The sequence below is a fragment of the Methylobacterium sp. CM6241 genome (genome assembly GCF_054817845.1).
In genome coordinates this window covers 4,382,902-4,404,864 of the sequence record NZ_CM139246.1, presented here as the reverse complement: position 1 = coordinate 4,404,864, position 21,963 = coordinate 4,382,902, and the positions used below count along the sequence as shown (strand labels likewise).

Here is a 21,963-nt window from a genome sequence, read left to right as displayed (position 1 = left end):
CCCCTACGAGAACGATGCTCGAAGCGACCGTCCATATCGTAGACGACGATCCCGTGCTGCGCGATGCGCTGGTTCGACTCTGTTATTCGGAAGGACTTGCCGCCGTTGGGCACGAAGATCCCAGCAGCCTGTCGGGTTCGCTGTCGCGCCGTTCACCCCAATGCATCCTGCTCGACGTGCGTCTCGCCGAGCAGAGCGGGTTGGCTGTGCAGGAGATGCTGCGCGCCGCCGGCAGCACCGTCCCGATCATCTTCCTCACGGGCTACGGCACGATCCCGATGTCGGTCCGCGCCATGCGGGGCGGTGCCGTCGAATTCCTGACCAAGCCCTTCATTGCCGACGTCCTCATCGCCGCCCTCCGCAAGGCCCTGGAGGCCGATGCCGCCGCCGTCGACGACCGCCGCGCCCAGGACGAACTGGTCGCTCGGCTCGACGTTCTGACGCCCCGGGAACGCGACGTAATGTGCTGCGCCATCGGTGGATTGATGAACAAGCAGATTTCCGCCGAGCTCGGCATCACCGAGATCACCGCCAAGGTTCATAAACGGCGTTTGATGGAGAAGATGCAAGCGCGATCCCTTGCCGATCTCGACCGTATGGCGGACCAACTCGGCATCGCAGCGACCCGCCGGCGCTGAGGGGCGAGCCATGACGGCAAGGCCTCGAAGCCAGGCCGGACCGAAACTTTGGTATGAGGCGGCTCAACCAACGCATCGGCTCGATGTTCTGCCGTATAGTATCCGGCTGCATTGATCGGCCTAAGATCAGGACACGAACCAAGGGCAGCAACGGAGACATCCCGCCGCCCCGTTCCGTCCCAAGACCGATCCAACATCCGGAGCCGCATCATGATCAAGCATCTCGCTGCCGTCGCCCTTCTCCAGTTCGGCCTGATGGCGCCTGCCCTGGCCATGCCCGATCACCATCAATCGCGCACCACCGTCGAGAGGAGCGCCGTTGAAGGGACCGGTTCCCTCCCGCCCCTCGGGGAGCCGCAGGGCTATCGGACCATCGACAGCTCGGCCAAGGGCGGCAATGCGGACGAGACGAACCATGCGGTTCCGAATTTCGGCACCACCTCCGGCGGCCCCGCCGACTGACGACCCGCCGTCACCGCATGCTGCGTCGCATCCAGGGAGACCGACATGAACCTTCTCATCAGGCCTTGCCTTGCGCTCACTCTCGCACTGGGGACGACAGCGCCGTTCGCACAATCCTACACGCCTCCGGCGGGGCTCGATGCCGCTGGGGTACCGGGAGGCCGGATCCAATCTTCGATGAGCGCGGCGGATCCGATCCCCACCGGGGCCGGTCGCCGCCCGGCGCGCCGACATGCCGACCGGCAGGCGGAATGAGGCTCGCGATGGAGGACCGGTGGTCCCGTTCCTTAGCCACCCGGTCCACCGCTCCGTTCCAGCTGGCTGAGGCATGGCCATGTGCGCATGGCTATAACATTCAGGCCCTGTGCCTCTCCTGATGGGAGAAGCACAGGGCCTGAACGTATCGGAATGGGTATCGACGAGCGGAGCTGCCCGTCCCCCGGCATTCCTTACTGGACCGGATCGCTCCGGACCCCTGCGGCGGCTCACGGCTCCGAATGCAGAAAGCCGTGGATCGCCTGGACGACTACTGATCCGTCGCCGACCCCCGATGCGACCCGTTTCACCGAGCGCGCGCGGACATCGCTGACAGCGTAGAGGCCCGGAACGACCGTGGCGTAGGGAAACGAGGACGGCGAACCGTCGGTTTTGAAACCGGTGGCACGAGCCCCTTCTGGTCCAGGGCGAGGCAGTCGGCGAGCCATCCTGTATTTGGCATGGCACCGATCATGACTAAGACGTTTCTGATCTTTCGGGTTTCGCTCACCCCGCTCGCTCGGTCGGTCCAAGTCACCGATGTCAGCGTGTCCTCGCCTAGGAGCACGGTGATCTCCGTCTGCGTGTGCAGCGTGATGCGCGGCGACGACGCGATCCGGCGTACAACATAGTCGGACATGGTCGCGGCGAGGCCGCCCGCCCGCACGAGAAGATGGTCTCGGGCCACGTCGGGCGAGGCGGTGCCAATCTTTTTCGGTATCACGTTCCCCTTCCGCGACGAAGGGTTCGAATGCGTGCAGTTCTTCGCCGTAGACATTGCCGAGCGCAAGCAGGCCCATGAAGCACTGCTCGCTTTCTAGCACTACTTTGGCATTCTTGCCTGAAGAGCCATGATGGAACTTCGTGTAGGTTTAAGCGGCGTCGAAATCGTCTGGTTTGAGGCACCTGAGATTGCATAATTCTCAGACTATTTTCCTGCTGGTGGCGCATATCTAGGTCAGAATACCTTTTTGCCAAAGTAGTGCTAGAAGCTGTTATGAACCGCTTGCCAGTTGAGCGGCCTGTTTGAGCATGAGGCAGACGAAGGCGACGATGTGGAGATCGGCGAGTGTGCTGGGATAGCGCTCGTAATCCTTGACGAGGCGGCGGAAGCGCGTCGCCCAGGGTGCCCCCGTCTTCACCACGTAGCGTAACCCGTTGAACGCCTCGCGACGCGAAGACTCACGCTGCCCCGCGTCCTCGCGCAGCAGTGTCAGGTCCGGTGCGACCAGCTCCCATTCATCATCGGAAACCTCGGACGGGTAGGCTTGGCGCGAAGAGGTCATGCCTCCTCATCTAGATTACAGACCGCTCAGGTCGACATTCCGATGGTCCTCATGACCTGGCACGACGATATCTCGATGTCGGTCAAAGCGATGAAGGCCGAGGCGGTCGACTTCCTGGCCAAGCCGTTCCACGAGCAGGACCTCCTCGACGCGATCGGCACCGCCCTAGCGCGCGACGCGCGGCAGCGCAGCGCGCAAGCGTCCCTCGACGATCTCAGGGCCAATTACGAGATCCCGACCACGCGGGAGCGAGAAGTGATGGCGCAGGTCACTGCCGGGCTAATGAACAAGCGGGTCGCCAGCAACCTCGGTCTGAGCGAGATCACGGTTTAGATCCACCGCGGCCACGTCATGCTTAAGATGAAGGCACGATCTCTGGCCGACCTCATTCGCAGCGCCGAGGCCCTCCTTGCAGCCTCTCATGCCGAAAATACGATCGCCGGCTGACCGATGCCCCGCCTGCGAAAGGTTCGGCTCGGCAAACCTCCGTATGATTCCGCTGGGTGGCTTGAAGGACCATATCTCGCCCTGTGTCAACGCTCTCCGATCATTGGGACGGACGGCGAACCGTAGGTCAATGCAATGCCATTAACGCCTGTAATCGCGATCGTCGACGACGACGAAGACGTGCGGGTGGCGACCGGAAGCCTAATCCGTTCCCTTGGATACACGGCCCGCATCTATGCCTCGGCACGGGACTTTCTCGACACCTATCTCAAGGACGCGCCCGATTGCGTCATCACCGATGTACAGATGCCTGGGATGACCGGCGTGGAGTTGCACCAGGGCCTGCTTTCCCTCGGATCGCGGGTGCCAGTGATTTTCGTGACAGCTTTCCCGACCGATACTTTGCGAAACTCCATCCTGGCGGCGGGCGCGAGCGACTTCCTCAAGAAGCCGTGCGACGGGGCCACCATTATCCGCTCGATTGAACGAGCCCTGAAACGCCGTTCCGATCATCCTGCCGAGGGATAGGACGCTGAACGTCCGCCGCTACTGCGGCCGCGATATGTCTGAAGTAATGGATGCGCCCTTTCCGTACTGCGGGATAGGTCGAGCGATGCAACCAGCGATCACCTCCGCTATGCCCAACGTCGGTCTCTCGTCCTGCGAAAGGCGGCCAAAGCGGCGTTGAAAAATACAGGTATTCATTCAAGAAAAGCAGTTTCTGTACAATCCGTGGAGGTCGGTTCCAGATACCGCTTTAACCCAATTGCTTCATAGTTCCACGAACTAGTCTGCTGGGATGAAATCATGTCGACTGGGAATATAGCCGAACTCATTGTCGCATCGCTCAATCGTGCCGGCGTTGAACGGATTTATGGCGTCGTTGGAGACAGCCTGAACGGTTTGACGGAGGCACTTCGGCATCAGTCCAACATCGACTGGGTTCATGTCCGCCATGAAGAGGTTGCGGCCTTCGCTGCCGCCGGCGAGGCACAGATCACAGGTCGCCTCGCGGTTTGTGCCGGCTCCTGTGGGCCGGGCAACCTGCATCTGATCAACGGCCTCTACGATGCCCAGCGCACCCGGACGCCCGTCCTTGCGATCGCGGCCCAAATCCCCTCGGCCGAAATCGGCGGCGGCTATTTCCAGGAAACCCATCCGCAATCGCTGTTTCGCGAATGCAGCGTTTATTGCGAGCTTGTCTCCGATCCGCACCAGATGCCGTTCGTTATCGAGAATGCGATCCGTGCCGCTGTTGGGCAACGCGGCGTTGCGGTGATCGTCGTGCCGGGCGATGTCGCCTTGAAGCCTGCGCCCGTCCGGGCCGTGTCGGAGGTTCCGGGGCTTCTGCCTCCGGTGCCAGTCGTGCGGCCTGCTGAAGCGGAGCTCGACGCCCTGGCCGCGCTCTTAAACGGCGCCGACCGCGTTACCCTGTTCTGCGGTCGCGGCTGCGCCGGCGCGCACGGCGCATTGATGGCCCTGGCCGATGCGCTGAAGAGCCCCATCGTCCATGCGCTTGGGGGCAAGGAGTATGTTGAGTACGATAATCCCTACGATGTCGGGATGACGGGGTTCATCGGCTTTTCATCCGGCTACGAGGCCATGCACGCCTGCGATGTTCTCCTGATGCTGGGGACCGACTTTCCCTACAAGCAATTCCTGCCGACCGGGTGCCGCATTGCGCAGGTCGATATCCGGCCGGAGCAGCTTGGTCGCCGGGCCCGGCTTGATCTCGGCCTCGTTGGCGATGTGCGGGCAACGATCGATGCGCTACTTCCCAGGCTGACGGTCAAGGTCGACCGCCTGCATCTCGACGACAGCCTCACCAGCTACCGTGCTGCGCGGGAAGGACTTGATCATCTGGCGCAGGGTACCCTCGGCCGTAAGCCGATCCACCCGCAATACCTAGCGCGCCTCGTCAGCGAGGCCGCGGCTGACGACGCCGTATTCACCTTTGATGTCGGTACACCAACGATATGGGCGGCGCGCTACCTGCGCATGAACGGGCGCCGGCGCCTCGTCGGCTCGCTAGCGCACGGCTCGATGGCGAATGCGATGGCCCAGGCGATAGGCGTCCAGGCGGCGCAACCAGGACGGCAGGTCGTGTCCCTCTCGGGTGATGGCGGCTTCACGATGCTGATGGGTGACCTGATCACGCTGACGCAGGAGAAACTGCCGGTAAAGGTAGTGATCTTTAACAACGGCGTCCTCGGCTTCGTCGCGCTTGAGATGAAGGCTGCCGGGTTCGTCGAACTGGGAACCGACCTAAAGAACCCTGATTTCGCTGCCATGGCGCGGGCAATGGGCATCCACGCGATTCGCGTGGAAGATCCCGGCGATCTGGCCGACGCCGTCGCGGACGTCTTGGCCCATGACGGCCCTGCCCTCCTCGATGTCGTCACTGCGACCCAGGAACTCTCGATGCCGCCGACGATCGGACTTGAGGAGGTGAAGGGCTTCAGCCTGTGGCTCTTGCGTGCCGTAATGAGCGGTCGCGGCGACGCGGTGGTCGATCTCGCTAAGACAAACCTCCTGCCGCGCTGAGGCACCCCTTTCCTACTCTCCGTTCATCCATAAGGGGGTGCTTGTGGACCTGACACCGCTGTTCCTGTCGCGAATCCAGTTCGCGTTCACGATCTCCTTCCACATCATCTTTCCGGCCTTCACCATCGGGCTTGCAGCGTGGCTCACCTATCTCGAGGCTTGCGGCCTCGTGACGGGTCGCGGCATTTATCGTCGCCTCTCGGATTTTTGGCTCAAGATTTTTGCCGTTGCCTTCGGGCTTGGGGTGGTCTCGGGCATCGTCATGGCCTTCCAGTTCGGCACCAACTGGAGCGAGCTGTCTCGGCGGACCGGGCCTATCCAGGGTCCCCTCCTCGGCTATGAGAGCTTTACCGCCTTCGCACTTGAGGCCGCATTCTTCGGCGTCCTTATGTTCGGACGCAATCGAGTGCCGCGCTGGGTCTACTTCGTCGCCTGCCTGATGGTGACGCTTGGGACTAGTCTCTCGTCGTTCTGGATCCTCGTCAACAACACTTGGATGCAGTGGCCGACCGGATACGCGATGGGATCGGACGGCGTATTCGTCCCTACGGACTGGTCGGCCATTATCTTTAACGAAGTTGTGTGGGTGCGCTTTCCGCACATGATGCTCGCGGCCTACGTGACCTCTGCCTTCTGCATCGCGGCGACGGGGGCCTGGTACATGTTGCGCGAACGCGGGGCTTACGAGGGCCGGGTTATGCTCACCATGGCCCTGCGGCTCGCCGCGATCCTTGTGCCGATCCAGATCGGCTTCGGGCATCTCACCGGCGACTACGTCCATGACAAGCAGCCCGCGAAATTCGCCGCCATTGAGGGGCGATGGGAGAACGAGCAGCCGGCCTCCGAGATCCTGATTGGCTGGCCGAACGACCGGACGGAGACGACGGACTACGCCCTGAAGATTCCGTACCTCGGCAGCCTCATCGGCTCGATGAGCCTCACCTCCAAGGAAGTTGGCCTCAAGAGCTTCCCGAAGGACCAACGCCCGCCCGTGCTGATCCCGTTCTTCGCCTTCCGGGTCATGGTCGGTTGCGGCCTCCTCATGCTCGGCATTGCTTGGCTCGGGTCGTGGCTCAGCTTGAGCGAGCGCATCCAGCGCGCCAGGCTGTTCCTCTGGGCCACGTTCCTCTCGTTTCCGCTTGGGTTCGTGGCGACCCTGACGGGCTGGTTCACTGCTGAGGTTGGACGCCAGCCTTGGGTCGTCTACGGCCAGCTCCGTACGGCGGACGCTGTGACGCCGTTCCTGACGACGCCCCAAGTTGCCACCAGCCTCGCGGTGTTCGCCGCTGTCTACGCGCTCATCTTCGCCTTCGGCACCTACATCATCTACCGCCAGCTCCGCGCCGGACCGATCCCGACGGCCGTCTCGGGCGCCGGCACGAGCAATCCGAAACGTCCGCTCTCGATCCCCGGATCAAGCCCGGGCGTGCCACACGTGTTGGAGGCCGGCGAATGACACTCGTGGATTTCTGGGCGGGAGCGCTGGCGCTGTCTCTCCTTCTCTACGTCCTCCTCGACGGCTTCGATCTCGGCGTCGGCATGCTGTTTCCCTTCGCGGGCAATGAAGGCCGCCGCCGGCAGATGCTCGCCGCCATCGCCCCCGTTTGGGACGGCAACGAGACCTGGCTCGTGGTGGCGGCGGCGATCCTGTTTGGAGCCTTCCCAGCCGTCTACGCGCTCCTGCTTTCGGCCTTCTACCTGCCGCTCCTCGTAATGCTGGCTGGCCTGATCTTGCGCGGCGTCGCCTTCGAGTTCCGTTACAAGTCCGAACGCCTGCGGCCGGTCTGGGACGCAGGCTTCGTTGTTGGATCCTATGCCGCCGGGTTCATCCAAGGCACCGCCGTGGGCGCCATCGTCGAAGGGCTTGTGGTGGAGAATCAGCGCTATGCTGGCGGGCCCTTCGCCTGGGCCTCACCATTCGCATTGCTCTGCGGAGTCGGCCTGTGCATTGGCTACGCGCTGATCGGCGCATGTTGGCTCGCGGGAAAGGGTGCTGACGACGTTCGCGCCTTCAGCCGGCACATCCTGCCCCGCCTTATGGGGGCGCTCCTTGTGTTCCTTGTCGCGGCTTTCCTGCATGCCGCCATCCTCGACTTGGCGGTGATCCATCGCTGGGGCGAACGGCCGGTTCTGTTCCTGTTTCCGATGCTGGGTCTGGCCGCCTTCGCCACCATGGCGCTCGGCCTGCGTAGAGGAGCCGATCGGCTGCTGTTTTCCGCCGGCGCCGTCATCTTCCTCGCGGCCTTTGCCACGCTGGCGCTCTCCTTCCTGCCATACATGGTTCCCTTCACGATCAAGATCACCGAGGCGGCAGCGCCTGAATCGTCCCTGCGCTTCTTATTTTGGGGTGCCGGCCTCTTCGTCCTACCTCTAACCCTCGCCTACACCGCCGCCGTGTATTTTATCTTCCGCGGTCGGGTACGTCCCGATAAAGAACTGTATTAAGCCAGATTTGATTTTATAATTGATCGTTTATTACTCGCCGAACCGATCTGCTTCTCGAGCAATGAGAGTATTAATTGTGATGGTCACAGTCCATCATCATACGGTATACGCCAACGGCATAAGGCAGCATTTTCTCGAGGCAGGAGCGGGTCCCCCTGTCGTGCTGCTCCATGGATTTCCGGAGACGAGCTACGCTTGGCGCCATCAAATTCCGGTTCTTGCCGAGCATTTTCGAATCATCGCGCCTGACCTGCGAGGATACGGAGAAACGGAGAAGCCCGCGTCAGGTTACGATAAGCGTAACATGGCTCTGGATCTTGTGAAGCTTCTCGACTCGCTTAGTATCGAGCAGATTGCGCTGGTCGGACACGATCGAGGCGCCCGTGTTGCGACGCGGTTCGCCAAGGATCATCCGGCGCGCGTTGCGCGGCTGGTCGTTATGGACAACGTGCCAACTCGGATCGTAGCACGCAGCATGAATGCGCAAATCGCGCGAGCATATTGGTTCTTCGCATTCCACCTCGTTCCGGACCTCCCGGAAGCGCTGATCGCCGGTCGTGAGCATATCTGGCTTCGACACTTCTTCTCGGACTGGTGCTTCAATCCGCATACAATCACAGGGAAAGATTTCGAAGCCTATGTGGCAGCCTATCGTGCGCCCGGAGCGGTGCGCGGGTCGATGGCGGATTACCGAGCCAACGCTGAGGATAATGCTCAGGACGAGATGGATGCAGCCGTCAAGATCGGCTGCCCGGTCTTATCCCTTTGGGGCGCCGATTTTGGAGCCGTTGGTAAGATGTTCGACATGGCAGCGGTCTGGGCTGAGATGGCCGACGATCTTCGTGCCGTCGCAATCGAACATTGCGGTCACCTTCCACACGAAGAGCAGCCGGCTGAAGTCAATCACTTACTGCTCGATTTTCTCAAAGACTGGGAGGGCTGACCAATAAACACTGTTTTGATGCCTTTACCCTTATCAAAAGCAAACAAAACGCATGGATTTTGCCTGTTTATAAGCATAACTATATATATAGGAAAGATATTATATAAATTTATTTATTGGGTAAGACATTAGCATTGTTGTGAAGTAATGGAATTTGCTAAATGCGAATGTGATAAGGGATGGAAATAGTAATGAGGGGGGCGGACATCGCGACGATGCAGGACATCCCGATCGGATTGTCGGCCGTCGGAATCCGCTAGGAATTCGACTCGATGGGATAGGTCGAGGTTCCGGCCGACCGCTACTGTGGAGCGCAGACCGAGCGCTCGCTCCGCCATTTCGACATCGGCGGCGACCAGATGCCGAAGGCGGTTTACCACACATACGGTATCGTCAAGAAAGTATGCGCTCTGGTGAATGCCGAGGCGGGACGCCTTGCGGCATAGAAGCGGGACGCGATCCTGCGCGCCGCCGACGAGACCACCGCGGGGCTTCTCGACGCGCACCATCCGCTGTTTGTCTGGCAGACGGGGGCCGGCACCTAATCCAACATGAACGTCAACGAAGTGATCTCGAATCGGTCAATCCAGTTGCTCGGCGGGGGCCTTGGAAGTCGGCATCCAATCGGCCCCAACGACGACGTCGACATGGGCCAATCTTCAAACGACACAATCCCAACCGCCATGCACATCACCTCCGCGGCGGCCATCAACAATTTTGTCCTGCCGCAGATGACGCGGCTCGCCGGGGGGCTCCACCGCAGCGTTCATCGCCCCCGAGGTTTTGGAGCGCTGCTTTGCCGACCGGCTGAGCCCCGATACCTGTTTGCTTGCCCTGACGCGAATGATCGCGACCTACGGCATCGACTTGAAGACAGATGCCGTTGCCTGCCGGCGCATCCGTGCTGAGACGGCGCCCCTCCCGCAGATTTAGGACGGCTGAAACTGGATCTGCCTGATCGAAGTGGGTTTGGTCGCACGAGCCCGCGCAACGTCGGAGTGAAGGCGCCATCCACCCTCCCGAAGGAATTTTTCCGAGAGAATCCTGCCGAAGGGATCTTGCGGAAGTCGCATAAGAACCTCGCCGCATCCGCCGTGATGATCGTGGCGGGGGCGTCCGGCCGTCTCCCTGCGGCGGCGGTCCGGCGCCTCGGCCATTGCAGTCCGACGGCGTCAGGGTGTCGGCCTGACTGTCCCAGCGGGGCTGCGGATATCCACCGTCGCGGTCATGCCGGCGGCAAGATGCACGTCCTCGGGCAGGCGCTCGATCCGGATTCGGACCGGGATGCGCTGGGCGAGCCGGACCCAAGTGAAAACTGGATTGACGTTGGGCAGGCCAGCCACGCCGGGAGCGGCGTTCGGATCCATGATGCCGCGGGCGAGGCTCTCCACACGCCCATCGATGACGCGATCCAAATAGCCCATGAGAACGATTCGAGCGGGCGCGCCGACGCTAATCGCCCGCAGCTGCGTCTCCTCGAAATAGCCCGCGATCCAGTAAGTGTCCGAGTCGACCAAGGTCATGATGGCTTGTCCCGCGGTGGCGTAGGTGCCGGCCTGGAGAAGGAGGTTGCTCACATAGCCGTTGACCGGGGAGCGGATCTCGGCGCGGTCGAGATTAACTCTGGCATGGTCGAGATTGGCGGAGGCGGACTCGGCGCTCGCTGCGGCTGCCTCCGCCTTGCTCTGGTAGGTCTCGCGATCTTCCGCAGTCACTGCGAGGTCGCTCAGCCGGTTTCGACGATCCGCCTCGGCGCGGCTGTTCACCGCCTGGGCAGTGGCCTCGCGAAGCGCTGCCTCGGCGCGACGCACCGCGATCCGATAGTCGCGATCATCGATCCGGAATAGGACGTCGCCTTTGCGTACGGCCTGGTTGTCCGCGACAAGAACAGCCGTCACCCGGCCGGACACTTCAGGTGCCACCTGTGCGGTGTAGACCCGCACGGTGCCGTCCCGGGTCCAGGGCGTGTCGAAATAGTAGCTCCAGGCCGCCCAGGCGAAGAGGCCGGACAGGGCGACCACCGCCGCGACGGCGAAGAGCCCGAAGGCCGTGGGCACGGCGGGGACGGGTTTGTCGGGCGATCCCATGGATCAGTTCCGTCTGAGCAGGAGGACGAGGCCGGACAGCAGCGTCGTGAACAACGCAAGCTCAAGCAGGGCACCGCGCGCTGGCAGCGCGGCGGGATTGATCCGCCGCAACACGGCGATCAAGGCCCAGGTGCCCGCGACCGCCATGGGCAGGCAGAGCGCGAAGGGTGAGATGAGCACCCCCATCACGTCGATCTCACGCATTGGCAGAATCACCGGGACAATCTCCAAACGCGCTCGGGCAGGATTACGTCATAGGCCGCTGCGCCGAAGGCGAGGCCAGCAAAGATCGCAAAGCTCTCGTTTAAAGAAGCGGCGAGGTCGTATTGCATCGGGTTGAGCGGCTCGACGGCGATAAGGAAGGAGAGGTTGTAGCCGAGGGCCGGGCCTGTGGAGCGCGGATCGGTCATCCCCACCGCGCCGATAAAGAGGAAGGGAAATAGGATTGCCGCCAGGAGCCCGAAGGAGGATGGCGCAGTAAGGAGTCCGTAGCGCACGAGAAGGCCGACGGCCTGGCCGATAATGACCCCGCCAAGATAGGCCCGCGCGCGGCGATCTGCGTCTGGCATGGTCGAGAAGATCACGGCGGTAACGCCCGCGAAGGTGACAAAGATGCCGCCAGACGGCCAGGCGGTGGCGATCCAGATCGCCCAGCTCGCGCCCACCACTAGGACCGCGCGGACCGCGTTGGCGAGGACCTCCGGCTCGCCCGGTGCAGGTCCCAGCGGAAAGGCCGGTCCGGGGCGCGGCCCTTCCAGGCTCTCGGCCAGGGCACTGGCGGCGTAGACTCCGCCGACGCCGATCATGATGGCGACGCCGCGCATCAGCGCCGTCTCGAAGATGTCGAGCGGCGCCGATGCGCTCAAAGCCACGACGAGGGCGGCAGTGAGGCTCGACAGGGCGGCCCCGTAGGAGGCGAGCCCCGGAAGGCGACCGCCTATGTAGGAATTGAGCCCGCACCAGACGGCCAGGAACAAGCCCATGGCCACGGGCTGCTGCGCCAGCAGGGCCACCGCCGCCACGCCTGCGACGAGCCCGAGCATCGTCCCTCCGATCCGCCACAGGCCCTTGAGACCGACCTGTCCGCGAGTGGGTAGCGCTAGCGACATCACCGTCCAGGCCGCCCAGCGGGGGGTGTCGAGTTGGAGCCACATGGCCAGCCATAGGACCGCCAGAGCGGTCAGCGCAGTCCGGATACCGAAGGCGCAGCCGGTGCCGTTCAGGGACATCGGCACGGACCATCGGGTGCCTGACAAGCGGCGCAGCTGTCGGGAAGTGGGCTCACGCCGGCATGAGACATGTCCTGCCTTCGAGGTGAGCGCGATGTCTTCGGATGAGCCATCAGATCTTCCCGTCGCCAAGGCCGAATTCGTCGCCGTGGCATGCGACATGATCGGTATCGCCTACGAGCTGTGCAAATTCAGCGACATTGCCGGTCGAATTCTTTACCGGCGTTGCCGCGCATTGGACGATTCGACCATTTCCCAGGCGGATTTCAAATCCTGTCCGATTTGTACAAGAAATCGGACTGGAGCACGGATAGATCTCAGGTCGCGCCGTTCTGAGATCAGGAGACGGGAAAGGTGGAGCGTTGCTGGACCACGATGCCCCTCGCGGTCACCCTGGTCGTTCTGCTCTGGCCGGGGCGCTTGGGCGCAACGCCGCCAGGTGTTTGCGGGGCCCGCATCGTTCGGATGCAGGATCGGATCGACGGCGCCCTCGCTCGTCACGCGGCCAAGGGGCCGTCCGCCCCGGAAAGCCGTTCGGCGACGCGTAGCCATCAGCCGACGCCGGCCTCGATCGCCGCAGCAGAAAGCCGGTACGGCGCATGGGATGGCGGCGAGAGCGCCCTCGGCGCCCTTGCGCGGGCCCGCCAGGCTTCGGAAGAAGGGAACGTTGCCCTGTGCCGTCTCGCTCTGAAGCGAGCCGAACGAGAGCTTAGGCGTATGCCTTGAGTCCCGGGGGCCATCCCTGGGTGGAACAGTATGTCCCGTTCGCTGCGGCCCCTTCCCCATCGCACGGATTCGGTGGGCGGTCGCAGACAACATCCGGCCCCGTGTTCAACCAACCATCAACTCGGAGATGACAGATGAAAACGATTCAAGCCTTGGCTTTAACGACGCTGGTGACGCTCTCGGCCCCCGCGATGGCAGAGACCAGCACACAACAGCCGAATGATCGCCGAGTCGAACTGGCTCAGATGGATAGCCCGGGGGACGGACTGGATGCTGATTCCGCGTCTCAGGGCAACGGACGGCCGAGGGGCGTGACAACAGCGAACCCTTCCCGCAGCAAAGCCATGACGCCGGTGAAAAAGAGCAGCGCCAAACGCCATCGCAACTCTCGGCGCCGCTGACTCCATCCGGTTGCGAGGCCTGCGCGGACATTCAGCGCGGGCCTCGCACAATCCGCTCTTCTTCGTCCGGCAACGCCAATATCGATAAAACCTCAGTGAACTCGGTTTGGCCGTGCTCACTGAAGTTTCGCGTCGGCACTACATGATCTTTCATTTACCTCCATCGTCGTCATCGGAGGTCGCTCGGGAAACCATTCTCGGCGCCCATCAAGGTCTCCGGGACACACCCGGGCCGCGCAGTCGCCGCAACACAAGCCATCGCGCGGCGCCCGCGGGACAGTCCGATCTCAGCCCTTCCCGAAGGCGAGGAGATCTGGGTTGAGGACATCGGAGTGGACGGAAAGCATGCCGTGTGGGAACCCTGGATAGGTCTTGAGCGTGCCGTGAGCCAGAAGATTGATCGATTTGTACGCCGCGGCGGCGATCGGAACGATCTGGTCGTCCTCGCCATGCACGACCAAGGTCGGGACCGTAATGGCCCGGAGATCCGCAGTCTGGTCGGTTTCGGAGAAGGCCTTGATGCCCTCATAACGGGCCTTGGTGCTGCCGATCATGCCCTGGCGCCACCAATTTTGGATCACGCCGGGCTGGACCGTCGCGCCGTCGCGGTTGAAGCCGTAAAAGGGTCCGCTGGCGACGTCGAGAAAGAACTGCGCACGGTTTGCGGCGGCGGCCGTACGGAAACTGTCGAACACCTCGATCGGCAGGCCCTCGGGATTGGCCTCCGTCTTGACCATCAACGGCGGTACCGCCGAGACCAGCACCGCCTTGGCCACCCGTCCGGCAGGCTGGCCGTGCTTGGCGACGGAGCGGGCGACCTCGCCACCGCCGGTGGAATGACCGATATGCACGGCGTTGCGCAGGTCCAGCGCCTCGCTCACCGCGAAGGCGTCGGCGGCGTAGTGTTTCATGTCGTGGCCGCCACCGACCTGCACCGAGCGTCCATGGCCGCGACGGTCTCGCGCCACGACGCGGTAGCCGTGCTGCAAGAAGAACAACATCTGCAGGACTAATCGGCTTGACGATTTACGCCGCTTCTTGGACGACCACGCCATCCAAGAAGGAACGCCGGATTGCCTGCGTGAGCTAAGCAAACATTTCGTACAGGCATGGCGCTCAGTAATAGCGCGGTATCGGCCCTACCTGTGGCGTGATGTCGTCGCCGAGATCTAGCATGACCTCGTCGACGTAGCACCAGCCCCATCCCTCAGGAGGATCGTAGCCTTCGATGATAGGGTGGCCTGTCGTTCGGAAATGCGCAGTGGCGTGTCGGTGCGGAGATTGATCGCAGCATCCTACATGGCCGCAGGTCCGGCACAGCCGCAGGTGAACCCATGCGCTGCCGATCCGCAGGCATTCCTCGCACCCCTTGGCACTCGGGTGGACGTGACGGATCGCATCAGCATGCGTGCAGATGGGTGACATTCGGGACCTCGAGGCAGAAGGATGGGACCACTCAATCGGGGGTGGAGCGGACGAGACGAACCGGAACAGCTTTGGCGGAGGGCGTTCCGCTGACCGGGTCGTGAGCGTAGAGCGGCAGAAGCGCATTGGTCTCCGGGTAATAGGCACCGCAGCACCCGGCCGGGAGCGCGTAGAGCACGACGGTGAAGCCTCGGACGCATCGCTCAATCCCGTCGGAGGATAATGTGACCAGATCGACCCGGTCTCCCGCTTCAAGATTCCGGACGGCCATCTCCGTCGCGTTGAGGAAGACGACGTCGCGCTGGCCATAGACCCCGCGATAGCGGTCGGACAGCGAGTAGAGGGTCGTGTTGTATTGGTCGTGACTGCGCATTGTCGTGAGCCAGAGCCCGTCCGGCGCGTCGAACGGCAGGTCTTCCGTGAGACCGGGCGTCACCAGGAAGTTCGCCCGCCCCGTGGACGTAGCCCAGATCCGTTCGCGTGCGGAATTGGTGAGATGGAAGCCGCCGGGCTGCCGGACGCGAGCATTGTAGCCTCGGAACGCTGGAAAAATCGCTTCGATCTCGTCACGTATCAGGTCGTAATGCCCGGCGAGGGCCTCCCATTCGACCTTGATGCGGTTGCCGAGGGTTGCTCGGGCCATGCCCGCAACGATGGCGGGCTCGCTGCGCAAGTCACTTGAGGCGGGTTCGTTGCGCCCCGCTGAGGCATGAACCATCGACATGGAATCCTCGACCGTGACGGATTGCGGTCCGGTCGCCTGTCTGTCGATCTCAGTCCGCCCGAGGCACGGAAGGATGAGGGCGTCGCGTCCGTGGACGAGGTGTCCGCGATTGAGCTTCGTGGAGATCTGGACGGTGAGATCCAGCCTACGGATCGCATCGTGGGTACGCCCGTGATCCGGGATTGCCCCGGCGAAGTTGCCGCCCAGGCCGACGAACACCTTGACGTCCCCGCGGAGCATGGCCTCCAGCACGGAGACGACGTTGTGCCCCGGCTGCGATGGGGGCGTGAACCCGTAGCGCTCCGCAAGCCGGGCCAGAAACTCAGGCGTCGGGATTTCCGTGATCCCGACGGTACGGTCGCCTTGCACGTTCGAGTGCCCCCGAACCGGGCAGATCCCGGCGCCGGGCCGGCCGACATTGCCTCTCATCAGGGCGAGGTTGGCGATCTGCTGGACATTATGAGCACCGTTGCGGTGCTGGGTGATGCCCATGCCGTAGACGAGGATGGCGCGATCGGCTTTCGCATATACATCGGCCGCAGTGCGAATGTCGGTGCGCGTCAGACCCGACCGGGCCTCGATCTCGGTCCAGGCCGTGGCACGAAGGTCGGCCGCCAACTCGTCGAAACCGTGCGTGTGCCCAGCGATGAAATCCCAATCGAGGACGGCAGCCAGGTCGGCGGTCCGCGCCGCGTCGTCTGCCTCGATCAGGGCCTTCATCATTCCCTTCAGAACCGCGACGTCACCTCCAACGCGCAGTTGGTAGAGGGCCTTGCTGATCGGCGTGGATCCGAGGGTCAGCATTTCCACCGGCGATTGTGGGGCCTGGAACCGCTCCAGGGCCCGCTCACGGAACGGGTTGAATGAGATGATGCTGGCACCCCGGCGTGAAGCGTCGCGCAGACTTGTCAGCATGCGGGGCGAATTAGTGCCGGGGTTCTGTCCGAAGATGAAAATCGCATCTGCGAGATCGAAATCCTCTAGCAGGCACGTACCCTTTCCGACCCCGATCGATGCCGGTAGACCAACACTTGTTGGTTCGTGGCACATATTCGAGCAATCCGGAAAGTTGTTGGTGCCGAACGCACGTACGAAGAGTTGATATAAAAAAGCCGCCTCGTTCGAAGTTCGGCCTGAAGTGTAAAATGCTGCCTCGTTCGGACTATCCAGTTCGTTTAGTCGTTCTGCGATAATATTGAATGCCTCATCCCAAGCGATAGGGACATATCGGTCAGATAAACAATCGTAGCGCATTGGATGCGTTAATCGACCTTGCATTTCAAGGTCGTAATCATTCCATGTTGCAACCTCAGTAACAGTATGTGCGGCAAAGAAATCCGGCGTGCAGCGCCGCGCCGTTGCCTCCCAAGCAACAGCCTTCGCACCGTTCTCGCAAAATTCGAAGGACGAAGTGTGCTTTGGATCGGGCCATGCGCAACCTGGGCAATCGAAGCCGGCCGGCTGGTTCATCTGCAACAGCGTTTTGGAGCCTTTAAAAGGCGTCCGCTGCGCGATCAGTGCCTCACCCGTTGCCTTGAGTGCGCCCCATCCGCCAGCAGCTGCTCGATAGGGTCGGATTGTCTTGGTCGTGCTCATGAGCTCGCCTCTCTTCTATCGGCGAGTTCATCAGATCGTAGCCCTGAATTCTTGTTCTTATCCATGGCGAATTGCAGGATTGAGCTCTTGCATCAGCTTGCCTCCCAGGATGTGGCTTCTCACTGGGGTTAATGGATCAGACTGGCCCAACATTCTCGGGTGCGCCGGTGGCGTCTCTTCGCTTATCTTACACCTCCGTTCATAGTTGCGCGATGGCAACATAGCCGGCGGCACGTGAGCCTTGGGTGACCTCGGTCTTGAACAGGTCGTTGATCGTCTCGGCCCGGGCGCTGCCATAGCTATCACTGACGGATGGCTCCGGCTCAACGGTCGCCTCGGCCAACCGCTCTGTGTAGCGCAGCGCAAGGTATTGCGAGCCCCTTTCTCAGTGGTGCACATGCCCCGCCCAGGACGGGACGACGCTCATGCAGGTTGTGCTCCAAAGCATCGAGCATGAAGGCCGCATGGGCGGTTCGGGAGATCTACTAGCCGACGATACGGCGGGCAAAGGCGTCAATCACGAAAGCTACGTAGACGTAGTCCGAGCAGGTCGACACGTAGGTAAAGTTCGAGACACAAAGTGCCTCCGGGCGTGGTGCCTTGAATTGTCGTTTGACCCGGTCGAGCGGGCAGCCCGCTCTGGGAGGGGTCGGTGCCGCCTCCCAAGCTTGGTGATCTTGCGTTGCGTTCGGAGCTCGTGATCAACCGTACATCCGCTTGTTGCCGTGCGCGAGGGCCAGTTTTACCGGTTGCCCTTCAAGACGTGCGTCACCGGATCACATTAAACTCATCACGCGGCGAGAATCCGATTTCAGCCATCCGCCAAATCCGCGAGGAACTTTCCATGGCGAACACGAATTCCAGCACAGGGCAGCGGCTTCACGAGACCCAGAACAACACGAAATCCAACGCAAAGAAGGTCTCGACCGAGGCGCTCAATGCGCGACTTTCGGACGGAATCGATCTGGCGTTAGCGGTCAAGCAGGCGCATTGGAACCTGAAGGGCCCGCAGTTCATCGGCGTTCACCTGATGCTAGATGGGTTCCGCGACGAGCTGGACGATTACAACGACAAGGTGGCCGAGCGTATCACTCAGCTCGGCGGTACGGCGTGTGGCACCGCAGCTGCTGTGGTAGCGGCCTCACAACTAGCCCCCTATCCCCTCGACGCCTACGGGATCGCCGACCACCTCGCGGCGCTGATTGACCGCTACGCGGTCTATGCGAACGCTGTCCGCCAAAATATCGAGGACACCGACGAGGCGGGCGATGCCGGCACGGCCGATCTCTTCACCGAGGTCTCGCGCGGAGTAGATAAACAGCTGTGGTTCCTCGAAGCTCACGTACAAGAGCCAACAGGCAGGATGCGCGACGGCGACCACGCTGGGAAGCGCTGATCGCGATTAGCCTTCTAAACGGAGGGGAGGCGCGTTTATCTAGCGCCTCCCCTCCAAAAATTACCTTTTGACGCCTCGATTTTGTTAGAACTCGCGTAACGGACTGGGATTCTTTGATTAGAGAGGCGAGTGATGTGGGGACGATGAACTAAGACCGCTAGAAACTGCCCAACAAGGATTTCGTTTTTCACAAGAGAAGATTTCTCAATCGAAGATAAGCTCACGTCCCAAACTCAAAGGCCTGAGACGGGTGATCCGAAAAGACCGGCAACTTGTCGATACCGACGAGACGAAGATCGATGCCAACGCTCAACAAGGTGCTAGGATGTTTGGTCCCGGCATTTGTTGGAGCGGGTTTGATCTGAAGCACTGAGCTCGGCGAACCATGCCTTGCAGATGGCCTTGTAGGATGTGTGGGATTGCCCCGTTTCTGTGGACGGTTCAGGGGGGGCTTGGCTGAACAGAGGCTCGAATTATGGGGGCATCAGCTGGCGACAGTCGGCGGCTCCACTTTGCTCTGAGGTGGCCTGCCGGGTTGCATGGCGGCCAGGTAGTCGGCGGCACGTGAGCCCTGGGTGGCGGCGGTTGCGAGTGCGTGGGGGTCGGCGCGTAGGAGGGGTGCCCAGGATGCGCAGTAGGCGGCGTGGTTGGGGTGCGGGATGCGGGCAATTCCGAGATCGGCCAGGATGAAGGCGGCACCAAGCTTGGCCACGAGTTCCTCTGCTGCGTAGCTGCGGGCGCCGAAGCGGCCGGTGAGGTCGCGGGCAAGGCGGTGGGGTTGACCCTGACCCACCAAACTGGTCCGCGCTGAGCGCAAGTTTTTCGGGCATCCTGAACCCTGAAGGAGGGTGGATGCCATGCCTCGCAAACGCTTCACGAATGAACAGATCGCCTTCGCCCTGCGGCAGGCGGAGAACGGCGCTTCGGTGGACGAAGTCTGCCGGAAGATGGGCGTCTCCGAGCCGACCTTCTACCGCTGGAAGAAGCAATTCGTCGGCATGGGCGTGCCGGAGATCCGACGGCTCAAGCAGCTGGAGGACGAGAACAGCAAGCTCAAGCGGCTGGTCGCCGATCTGACGCTGGACCGCTCGATGCTGCAGGACGTGCTCAAACGAAAGTGGTGAGGCCCGCCGTTCGCCGTGAAGTCGCCGGTCACTTGCAGGTGACCTACGACATCAGTGAGCGTCGGGCCTGCCAGGCCACCAGCTTCGGCCGCTCGTCCCAGCGTTACAGGAAGCGAGCCGACCCGCAAGTCGCTCTGCGGATGCGGTTGAAGGAGCTGGCCGCCGCACGGGTCCGTTACGGCTACCGGCGGCTGCACATCCTGCTGCGACGGGAGGGCTGGGAGGTGAACCACAAGCGCACCTACCGGATCTACCGCGACGAGGGGCTATCGATCCGGTCAAAGCTGCCTAAGCGTAAGCGAGCTTGGCGTTATCGTCAGGGTCGACCAGGGATCGGTGGGCCCAATGAGGTGTGGGCGATGGACTTCGTATCCGACCGCATCTTCGACGGACGTCCATTCCGGATCTTGACCGTCGTCGATTGCCACACGCGAGAGGCGCTCTCACTCACACCAAGAGCCAACTTCCGCGCCTACCAAGTGACCGAGGCGCTCGACACCTTGGTTAAGCTGAGGGGACGGCCCAAGAGCTTACGGGTCGACAATGGGCCGGAGTTCGCCGGTCGCATGCTCGACCAGTGGGCCTACCTGAACGGAGTTGAGATCGACTTCTCCCGACCGGGCAAGCCGACCGACAACGCCTACATCGAGTCGTTCAACGGCCGCCTACGGGCGGAATGCCTGAACGCTTCGTGGTTCCTGTCGCTAGCGGATGCTCGCGAGCGCATTGAGGACTGGAGGTGCCACTACAACGAAGATCGCCCCCACACGGCCCTGGGCGGCTTGACGCCCCGAGCCTTCGCCGACCAAGCTGTCACAGCCCGAGAGCTTGCATAGGCCGTGGACCACAAACGGGGTCAACTCCACAGGCTCAAAAGCCATACCAAAGGGCGGACCACTTCAATGGGGGCGGATCACCAAAGAACATGAGAATGCTCTTTTCAATACTGCTAATGAAGATGAGCAAAACAAGACATTTTATGAGTTTGCCAATTTTCTGGAACTTCAGGCTGCAGCCTTACATGGCAAACTTTTTTCAAAAGTAACGGACAAGATAGCACGAGAAAAAATTCGCGACTCAATAGCCACCATTGAACTAATTGAGCCCTGGAAGAAAAAACTTGAAGCAGGAATATCCAGCACGACGACCTTTGAGCACCTTCGCAAATTTTGCAAATCAGAGCGTCAAAACATCAATAACGTCAAAGCAGGACAAGAGATGATGAAGGCTGAAGAGGTCACGGAAAATCCCGTGTGAGCCGCGGCATATGCCTCCAGGAAGCTGGTTACTCAGCTGCAGCTTAGGGGGTTGGTTCGCGCTGAGAACCGGTCCCGCGCGGTAATCCGATCGACCGGCAGATGGGCGACGGGCCGCTGAAACACCTCCTGCTGCAGGAAGGCTTGCTCGCCCTCCAGCTGCTCCTCATCGCAGTCCATGTACCAGCAGCGCCGCGAACCGCTCCAGCGGAAGCCGCGAGCTTTCAAGGCATCCTTGGTTTCAAAGGCAGCCCCCTGCGCCCACAGGCGCACGGTCGGCTTGCGGGCGGTCTCCAGCAGGGATGACAGGGCTAAGCGCCCTGAAGCCCGCAGCGGACGCGACAGGAGCGTCATAAGGGCATGACAATCGTCGATCGCCCGGTGGCCCTTGTAGAAGAACCCGTAGTCGATCAGCAGATAGCCGAGCTTCATGCCCTCATGGCCCTCGGCACGCCACGGGATCTGATGGCAGGAGCAGGCCCAGTTCTTTTCCGCGAACACCGGCCAGCGGTCCTCGCACATCTGCCGGTCGAAACTGGCGTTGTGAGCAATCACCACCGCCGCGTCGGCGGCGAGCGCCTGCACCGCGGCGTCATCAATGCGCTTCCCGGCCACGTCGGCATCGGTGATGCCCGTGATCAGGGTGATCTCGGCCGGGATCGGTTTGCGTGGCTGATGCAGCTGGTTGAACGTCTCCAGCACCCGGTAGATGCGCCCGCTGGCGCCATACTCAAACTTGAGAATGCCAAGCTCGATCACCTCATCGGTGGCGTAGTCGGTGCCGGTGGTTTCGGTGTCGAGGACCAGGCCGATGAAGGTCGGCTCATTAGGTACATCCGGAGCGTCCGTCAGGGGCTCCAGCCGGCGCAGCACGCGGTAATCACCCGTGCTTTCGAGCACGGCGGCGATGCTGTCGAGGGGCTGGCTCACGGTCTGGTGCGTCCTGCTTGGTTCTCCGGGGCAGACGGCACTGAAGCCG

Annotated in this window: 20 protein-coding genes and 6 pseudogenes; 15 read left to right on the top strand and 11 right to left on the bottom strand. The window is 62.0% G+C overall.

The genetic code is table 11. The annotated features are described in order from the left end of the window. Positions 1-14 precede the first annotated feature (14 nt). The 3 genes from ACYQR9_RS20665 (at position 15) to ACYQR9_RS20655 (ending at position 1,355) form a co-directional block, all read left to right on the top strand. Positions 15-638: a response regulator transcription factor gene (locus ACYQR9_RS20665; RefSeq protein ID WP_461227874.1), complete on the top strand. Its 624-nt coding sequence runs from the start codon at positions 15-17 to the stop codon at positions 636-638. 210 nt (positions 639-848) lie between these two features. Then, entirely contained in the window at positions 849-1,100 is a 252-nt protein-coding gene (locus ACYQR9_RS20660) for a hypothetical protein (protein ID WP_461227873.1), read from the top strand. A 45-nt stretch (positions 1,101-1,145) separates the two neighbouring features. Further along, on the top strand, positions 1,146-1,355 hold the full coding sequence (locus tag ACYQR9_RS20655) for a hypothetical protein (protein ID WP_461227872.1): 210 nt from the start codon (positions 1,146-1,148) through the stop codon (positions 1,353-1,355). A 307-nt stretch (positions 1,356-1,662) separates the two neighbouring features. On the opposite strand, the gene ACYQR9_RS20650 is transcribed toward ACYQR9_RS20655, so the two are convergent. Continuing rightward, entirely contained in the window at positions 1,663-2,079 is a 417-nt protein-coding gene (locus ACYQR9_RS20650; RefSeq protein ID WP_461227871.1) for a hypothetical protein, read from the bottom strand. A gap of 397 nt (positions 2,080-2,476) precedes the next feature. Further along, positions 2,477-2,641: pseudogene (locus tag ACYQR9_RS20645) on the bottom strand (transposase); the annotation flags it as partial. A gap of 39 nt (positions 2,642-2,680) precedes the next feature. Between ACYQR9_RS20645 and ACYQR9_RS20640 the strand changes: the two are divergent. The 8 genes and pseudogenes from ACYQR9_RS20640 to ACYQR9_RS20605 form a co-directional block, all read left to right on the top strand. Next, positions 2,681-3,088 (top strand): annotated as a pseudogene (locus ACYQR9_RS20640) (response regulator transcription factor); the annotation flags it as partial. 135 nt (positions 3,089-3,223) lie between these two features. Beyond that, on the top strand, positions 3,224-3,616 hold the full coding sequence (locus ACYQR9_RS20635; RefSeq protein ID WP_461227870.1) for a response regulator transcription factor: 393 nt from the start codon (positions 3,224-3,226) through the stop codon (positions 3,614-3,616). A 279-nt stretch (positions 3,617-3,895) separates the two neighbouring features. Beyond that, the gene (gene poxB / locus ACYQR9_RS20630; protein ID WP_461227869.1) at positions 3,896-5,632 is read left to right on the top strand and encodes a ubiquinone-dependent pyruvate dehydrogenase; all 1,737 of its coding nucleotides are present in this window, start codon (positions 3,896-3,898) and stop codon (positions 5,630-5,632) included. 43 nt (positions 5,633-5,675) lie between these two features. Further along, complete coding sequence (locus tag ACYQR9_RS20625; RefSeq protein ID WP_461227868.1) at positions 5,676-7,088, top strand: cytochrome ubiquinol oxidase subunit I; 1,413 nt, start codon at positions 5,676-5,678, stop codon at positions 7,086-7,088. After that, a complete protein-coding gene (gene cydB, locus ACYQR9_RS20620; RefSeq protein ID WP_461227867.1) occupies positions 7,085-8,077 on the top strand; it encodes a cytochrome d ubiquinol oxidase subunit II in 993 nt (330 codons plus the stop codon). Before ACYQR9_RS20625 ends, cydB begins: the two co-directional genes overlap by 4 nt. 79 nt (positions 8,078-8,156) lie before the next feature. Beyond that, the gene (locus ACYQR9_RS20615) at positions 8,157-9,020 is read left to right on the top strand and encodes an alpha/beta fold hydrolase (protein ID WP_461229859.1); all 864 of its coding nucleotides are present in this window, start codon (positions 8,157-8,159) and stop codon (positions 9,018-9,020) included. Between the two features lie 551 nt (positions 9,021-9,571). Further along, positions 9,572-9,718 (top strand): annotated as a pseudogene (locus ACYQR9_RS20610) (lyase family protein); the annotation flags it as partial. A gap of 43 nt (positions 9,719-9,761) precedes the next feature. Beyond that, positions 9,762-9,953, top strand: a pseudogene (locus ACYQR9_RS20605) (malate:quinone oxidoreductase); the annotation flags it as partial. A 239-nt stretch (positions 9,954-10,192) separates the two neighbouring features. Here the strand turns inward: ACYQR9_RS20605 and ACYQR9_RS20600 are convergent. The 3 genes from ACYQR9_RS20600 to ACYQR9_RS20590 are packed head-to-tail and all read right to left on the bottom strand — an operon-like array spanning position 10,193 to position 12,336. Further along, the gene (locus ACYQR9_RS20600) at positions 10,193-11,107 is read right to left on the bottom strand and encodes an HlyD family secretion protein (RefSeq protein WP_461227866.1); all 915 of its coding nucleotides are present in this window, start codon (positions 11,105-11,107) and stop codon (positions 10,193-10,195) included. A gap of 3 nt (positions 11,108-11,110) precedes the next feature. Then, positions 11,111-11,311, bottom strand: a complete 201-nt coding sequence (locus ACYQR9_RS20595) for a DUF1656 domain-containing protein (protein ID WP_461227865.1) — start codon at positions 11,309-11,311, stop codon at positions 11,111-11,113. 8 nt (positions 11,312-11,319) lie between these two features. Next, positions 11,320-12,336 (bottom strand): FUSC family protein, encoded by a 1,017-nt coding sequence (locus ACYQR9_RS20590; protein WP_461227864.1) that lies wholly within the window; start codon positions 12,334-12,336, stop codon positions 11,320-11,322. Between the two features lie 860 nt (positions 12,337-13,196). Between ACYQR9_RS20590 and ACYQR9_RS20585 the strand changes: the two genes are divergently transcribed. Continuing rightward, on the top strand, positions 13,197-13,463 hold the full coding sequence (locus ACYQR9_RS20585; protein WP_461227863.1) for a hypothetical protein: 267 nt from the start codon (positions 13,197-13,199) through the stop codon (positions 13,461-13,463). A gap of 287 nt (positions 13,464-13,750) precedes the next feature. On the opposite strand, the pseudogene ACYQR9_RS20580 reads toward ACYQR9_RS20585, so the two are convergent. The 4 genes and pseudogenes from ACYQR9_RS20580 to ACYQR9_RS20565 all read right to left on the bottom strand — a co-directional run. Further along, positions 13,751-14,467 (bottom strand): annotated as a pseudogene (locus ACYQR9_RS20580) (alpha/beta fold hydrolase); the annotation flags it as partial. Positions 14,468-14,579: 112 nt separating this feature from the next. Then, positions 14,580-14,888: a UBP-type zinc finger domain-containing protein gene (locus ACYQR9_RS20575; protein ID WP_461227862.1), complete on the bottom strand. Its 309-nt coding sequence runs from the start codon at positions 14,886-14,888 to the stop codon at positions 14,580-14,582. 31 nt (positions 14,889-14,919) lie between these two features. Then, on the bottom strand, positions 14,920-17,208 hold the full coding sequence (locus ACYQR9_RS20570; protein WP_461227861.1) for an FdhF/YdeP family oxidoreductase: 2,289 nt from the start codon (positions 17,206-17,208) through the stop codon (positions 14,920-14,922). A gap of 247 nt (positions 17,209-17,455) precedes the next feature. Continuing rightward, a pseudogene (locus tag ACYQR9_RS20565) lies at positions 17,456-17,846 on the bottom strand (DDE-type integrase/transposase/recombinase); the annotation flags it as partial. 206 nt (positions 17,847-18,052) lie between these two features. Between ACYQR9_RS20565 and dps the strand changes: the two are divergent. Beyond that, positions 18,053-18,604 carry a DNA starvation/stationary phase protection protein Dps gene (dps, locus tag ACYQR9_RS20560; RefSeq protein ID WP_461227860.1) on the top strand — a complete coding sequence of 184 codons (552 nt, stop codon included), beginning with the start codon at positions 18,053-18,055 and terminating at the stop codon, positions 18,602-18,604. 484 nt (positions 18,605-19,088) lie between these two features. Here the strand turns inward: dps and ACYQR9_RS20555 are convergent, their stop codons facing one another. Next, positions 19,089-19,397, bottom strand: a complete 309-nt coding sequence (locus ACYQR9_RS20555; RefSeq protein ID WP_461227859.1) for a zincin-like metallopeptidase domain-containing protein — start codon at positions 19,395-19,397, stop codon at positions 19,089-19,091. 64 nt (positions 19,398-19,461) lie between these two features. Between ACYQR9_RS20555 and ACYQR9_RS20550 the strand changes: the two genes are divergently transcribed. Together ACYQR9_RS20550 and ACYQR9_RS20545 are read left to right on the top strand one after the other, a co-directional pair. Next, positions 19,462-20,564, top strand: a protein-coding gene (locus ACYQR9_RS20550) for an IS3 family transposase (protein WP_461227858.1) whose coding sequence is annotated in 2 segments (ribosomal slippage) — positions 19,462-19,723 and positions 19,723-20,564 — 1,104 coding nt in all. Because the reading frame shifts where the segments join, the coding sequence is not laid out codon by codon here. Next, on the top strand, positions 20,557-20,985 hold the full coding sequence (locus ACYQR9_RS20545; RefSeq protein WP_461227857.1) for a hypothetical protein: 429 nt from the start codon (positions 20,557-20,559) through the stop codon (positions 20,983-20,985). Before ACYQR9_RS20550 ends, ACYQR9_RS20545 begins: the two co-directional genes overlap by 8 nt. Before the next feature lie 32 nt (positions 20,986-21,017). On the opposite strand, the gene ACYQR9_RS20540 is transcribed toward ACYQR9_RS20545, so the two are convergent. Continuing rightward, positions 21,018-21,914, bottom strand: coding sequence for a 3'-5' exonuclease (locus tag ACYQR9_RS20540; RefSeq protein WP_461227856.1), 897 nt, complete (start codon positions 21,912-21,914; stop codon positions 21,018-21,020). Between the last annotated feature and the right edge of the window lie 49 nt (positions 21,915-21,963).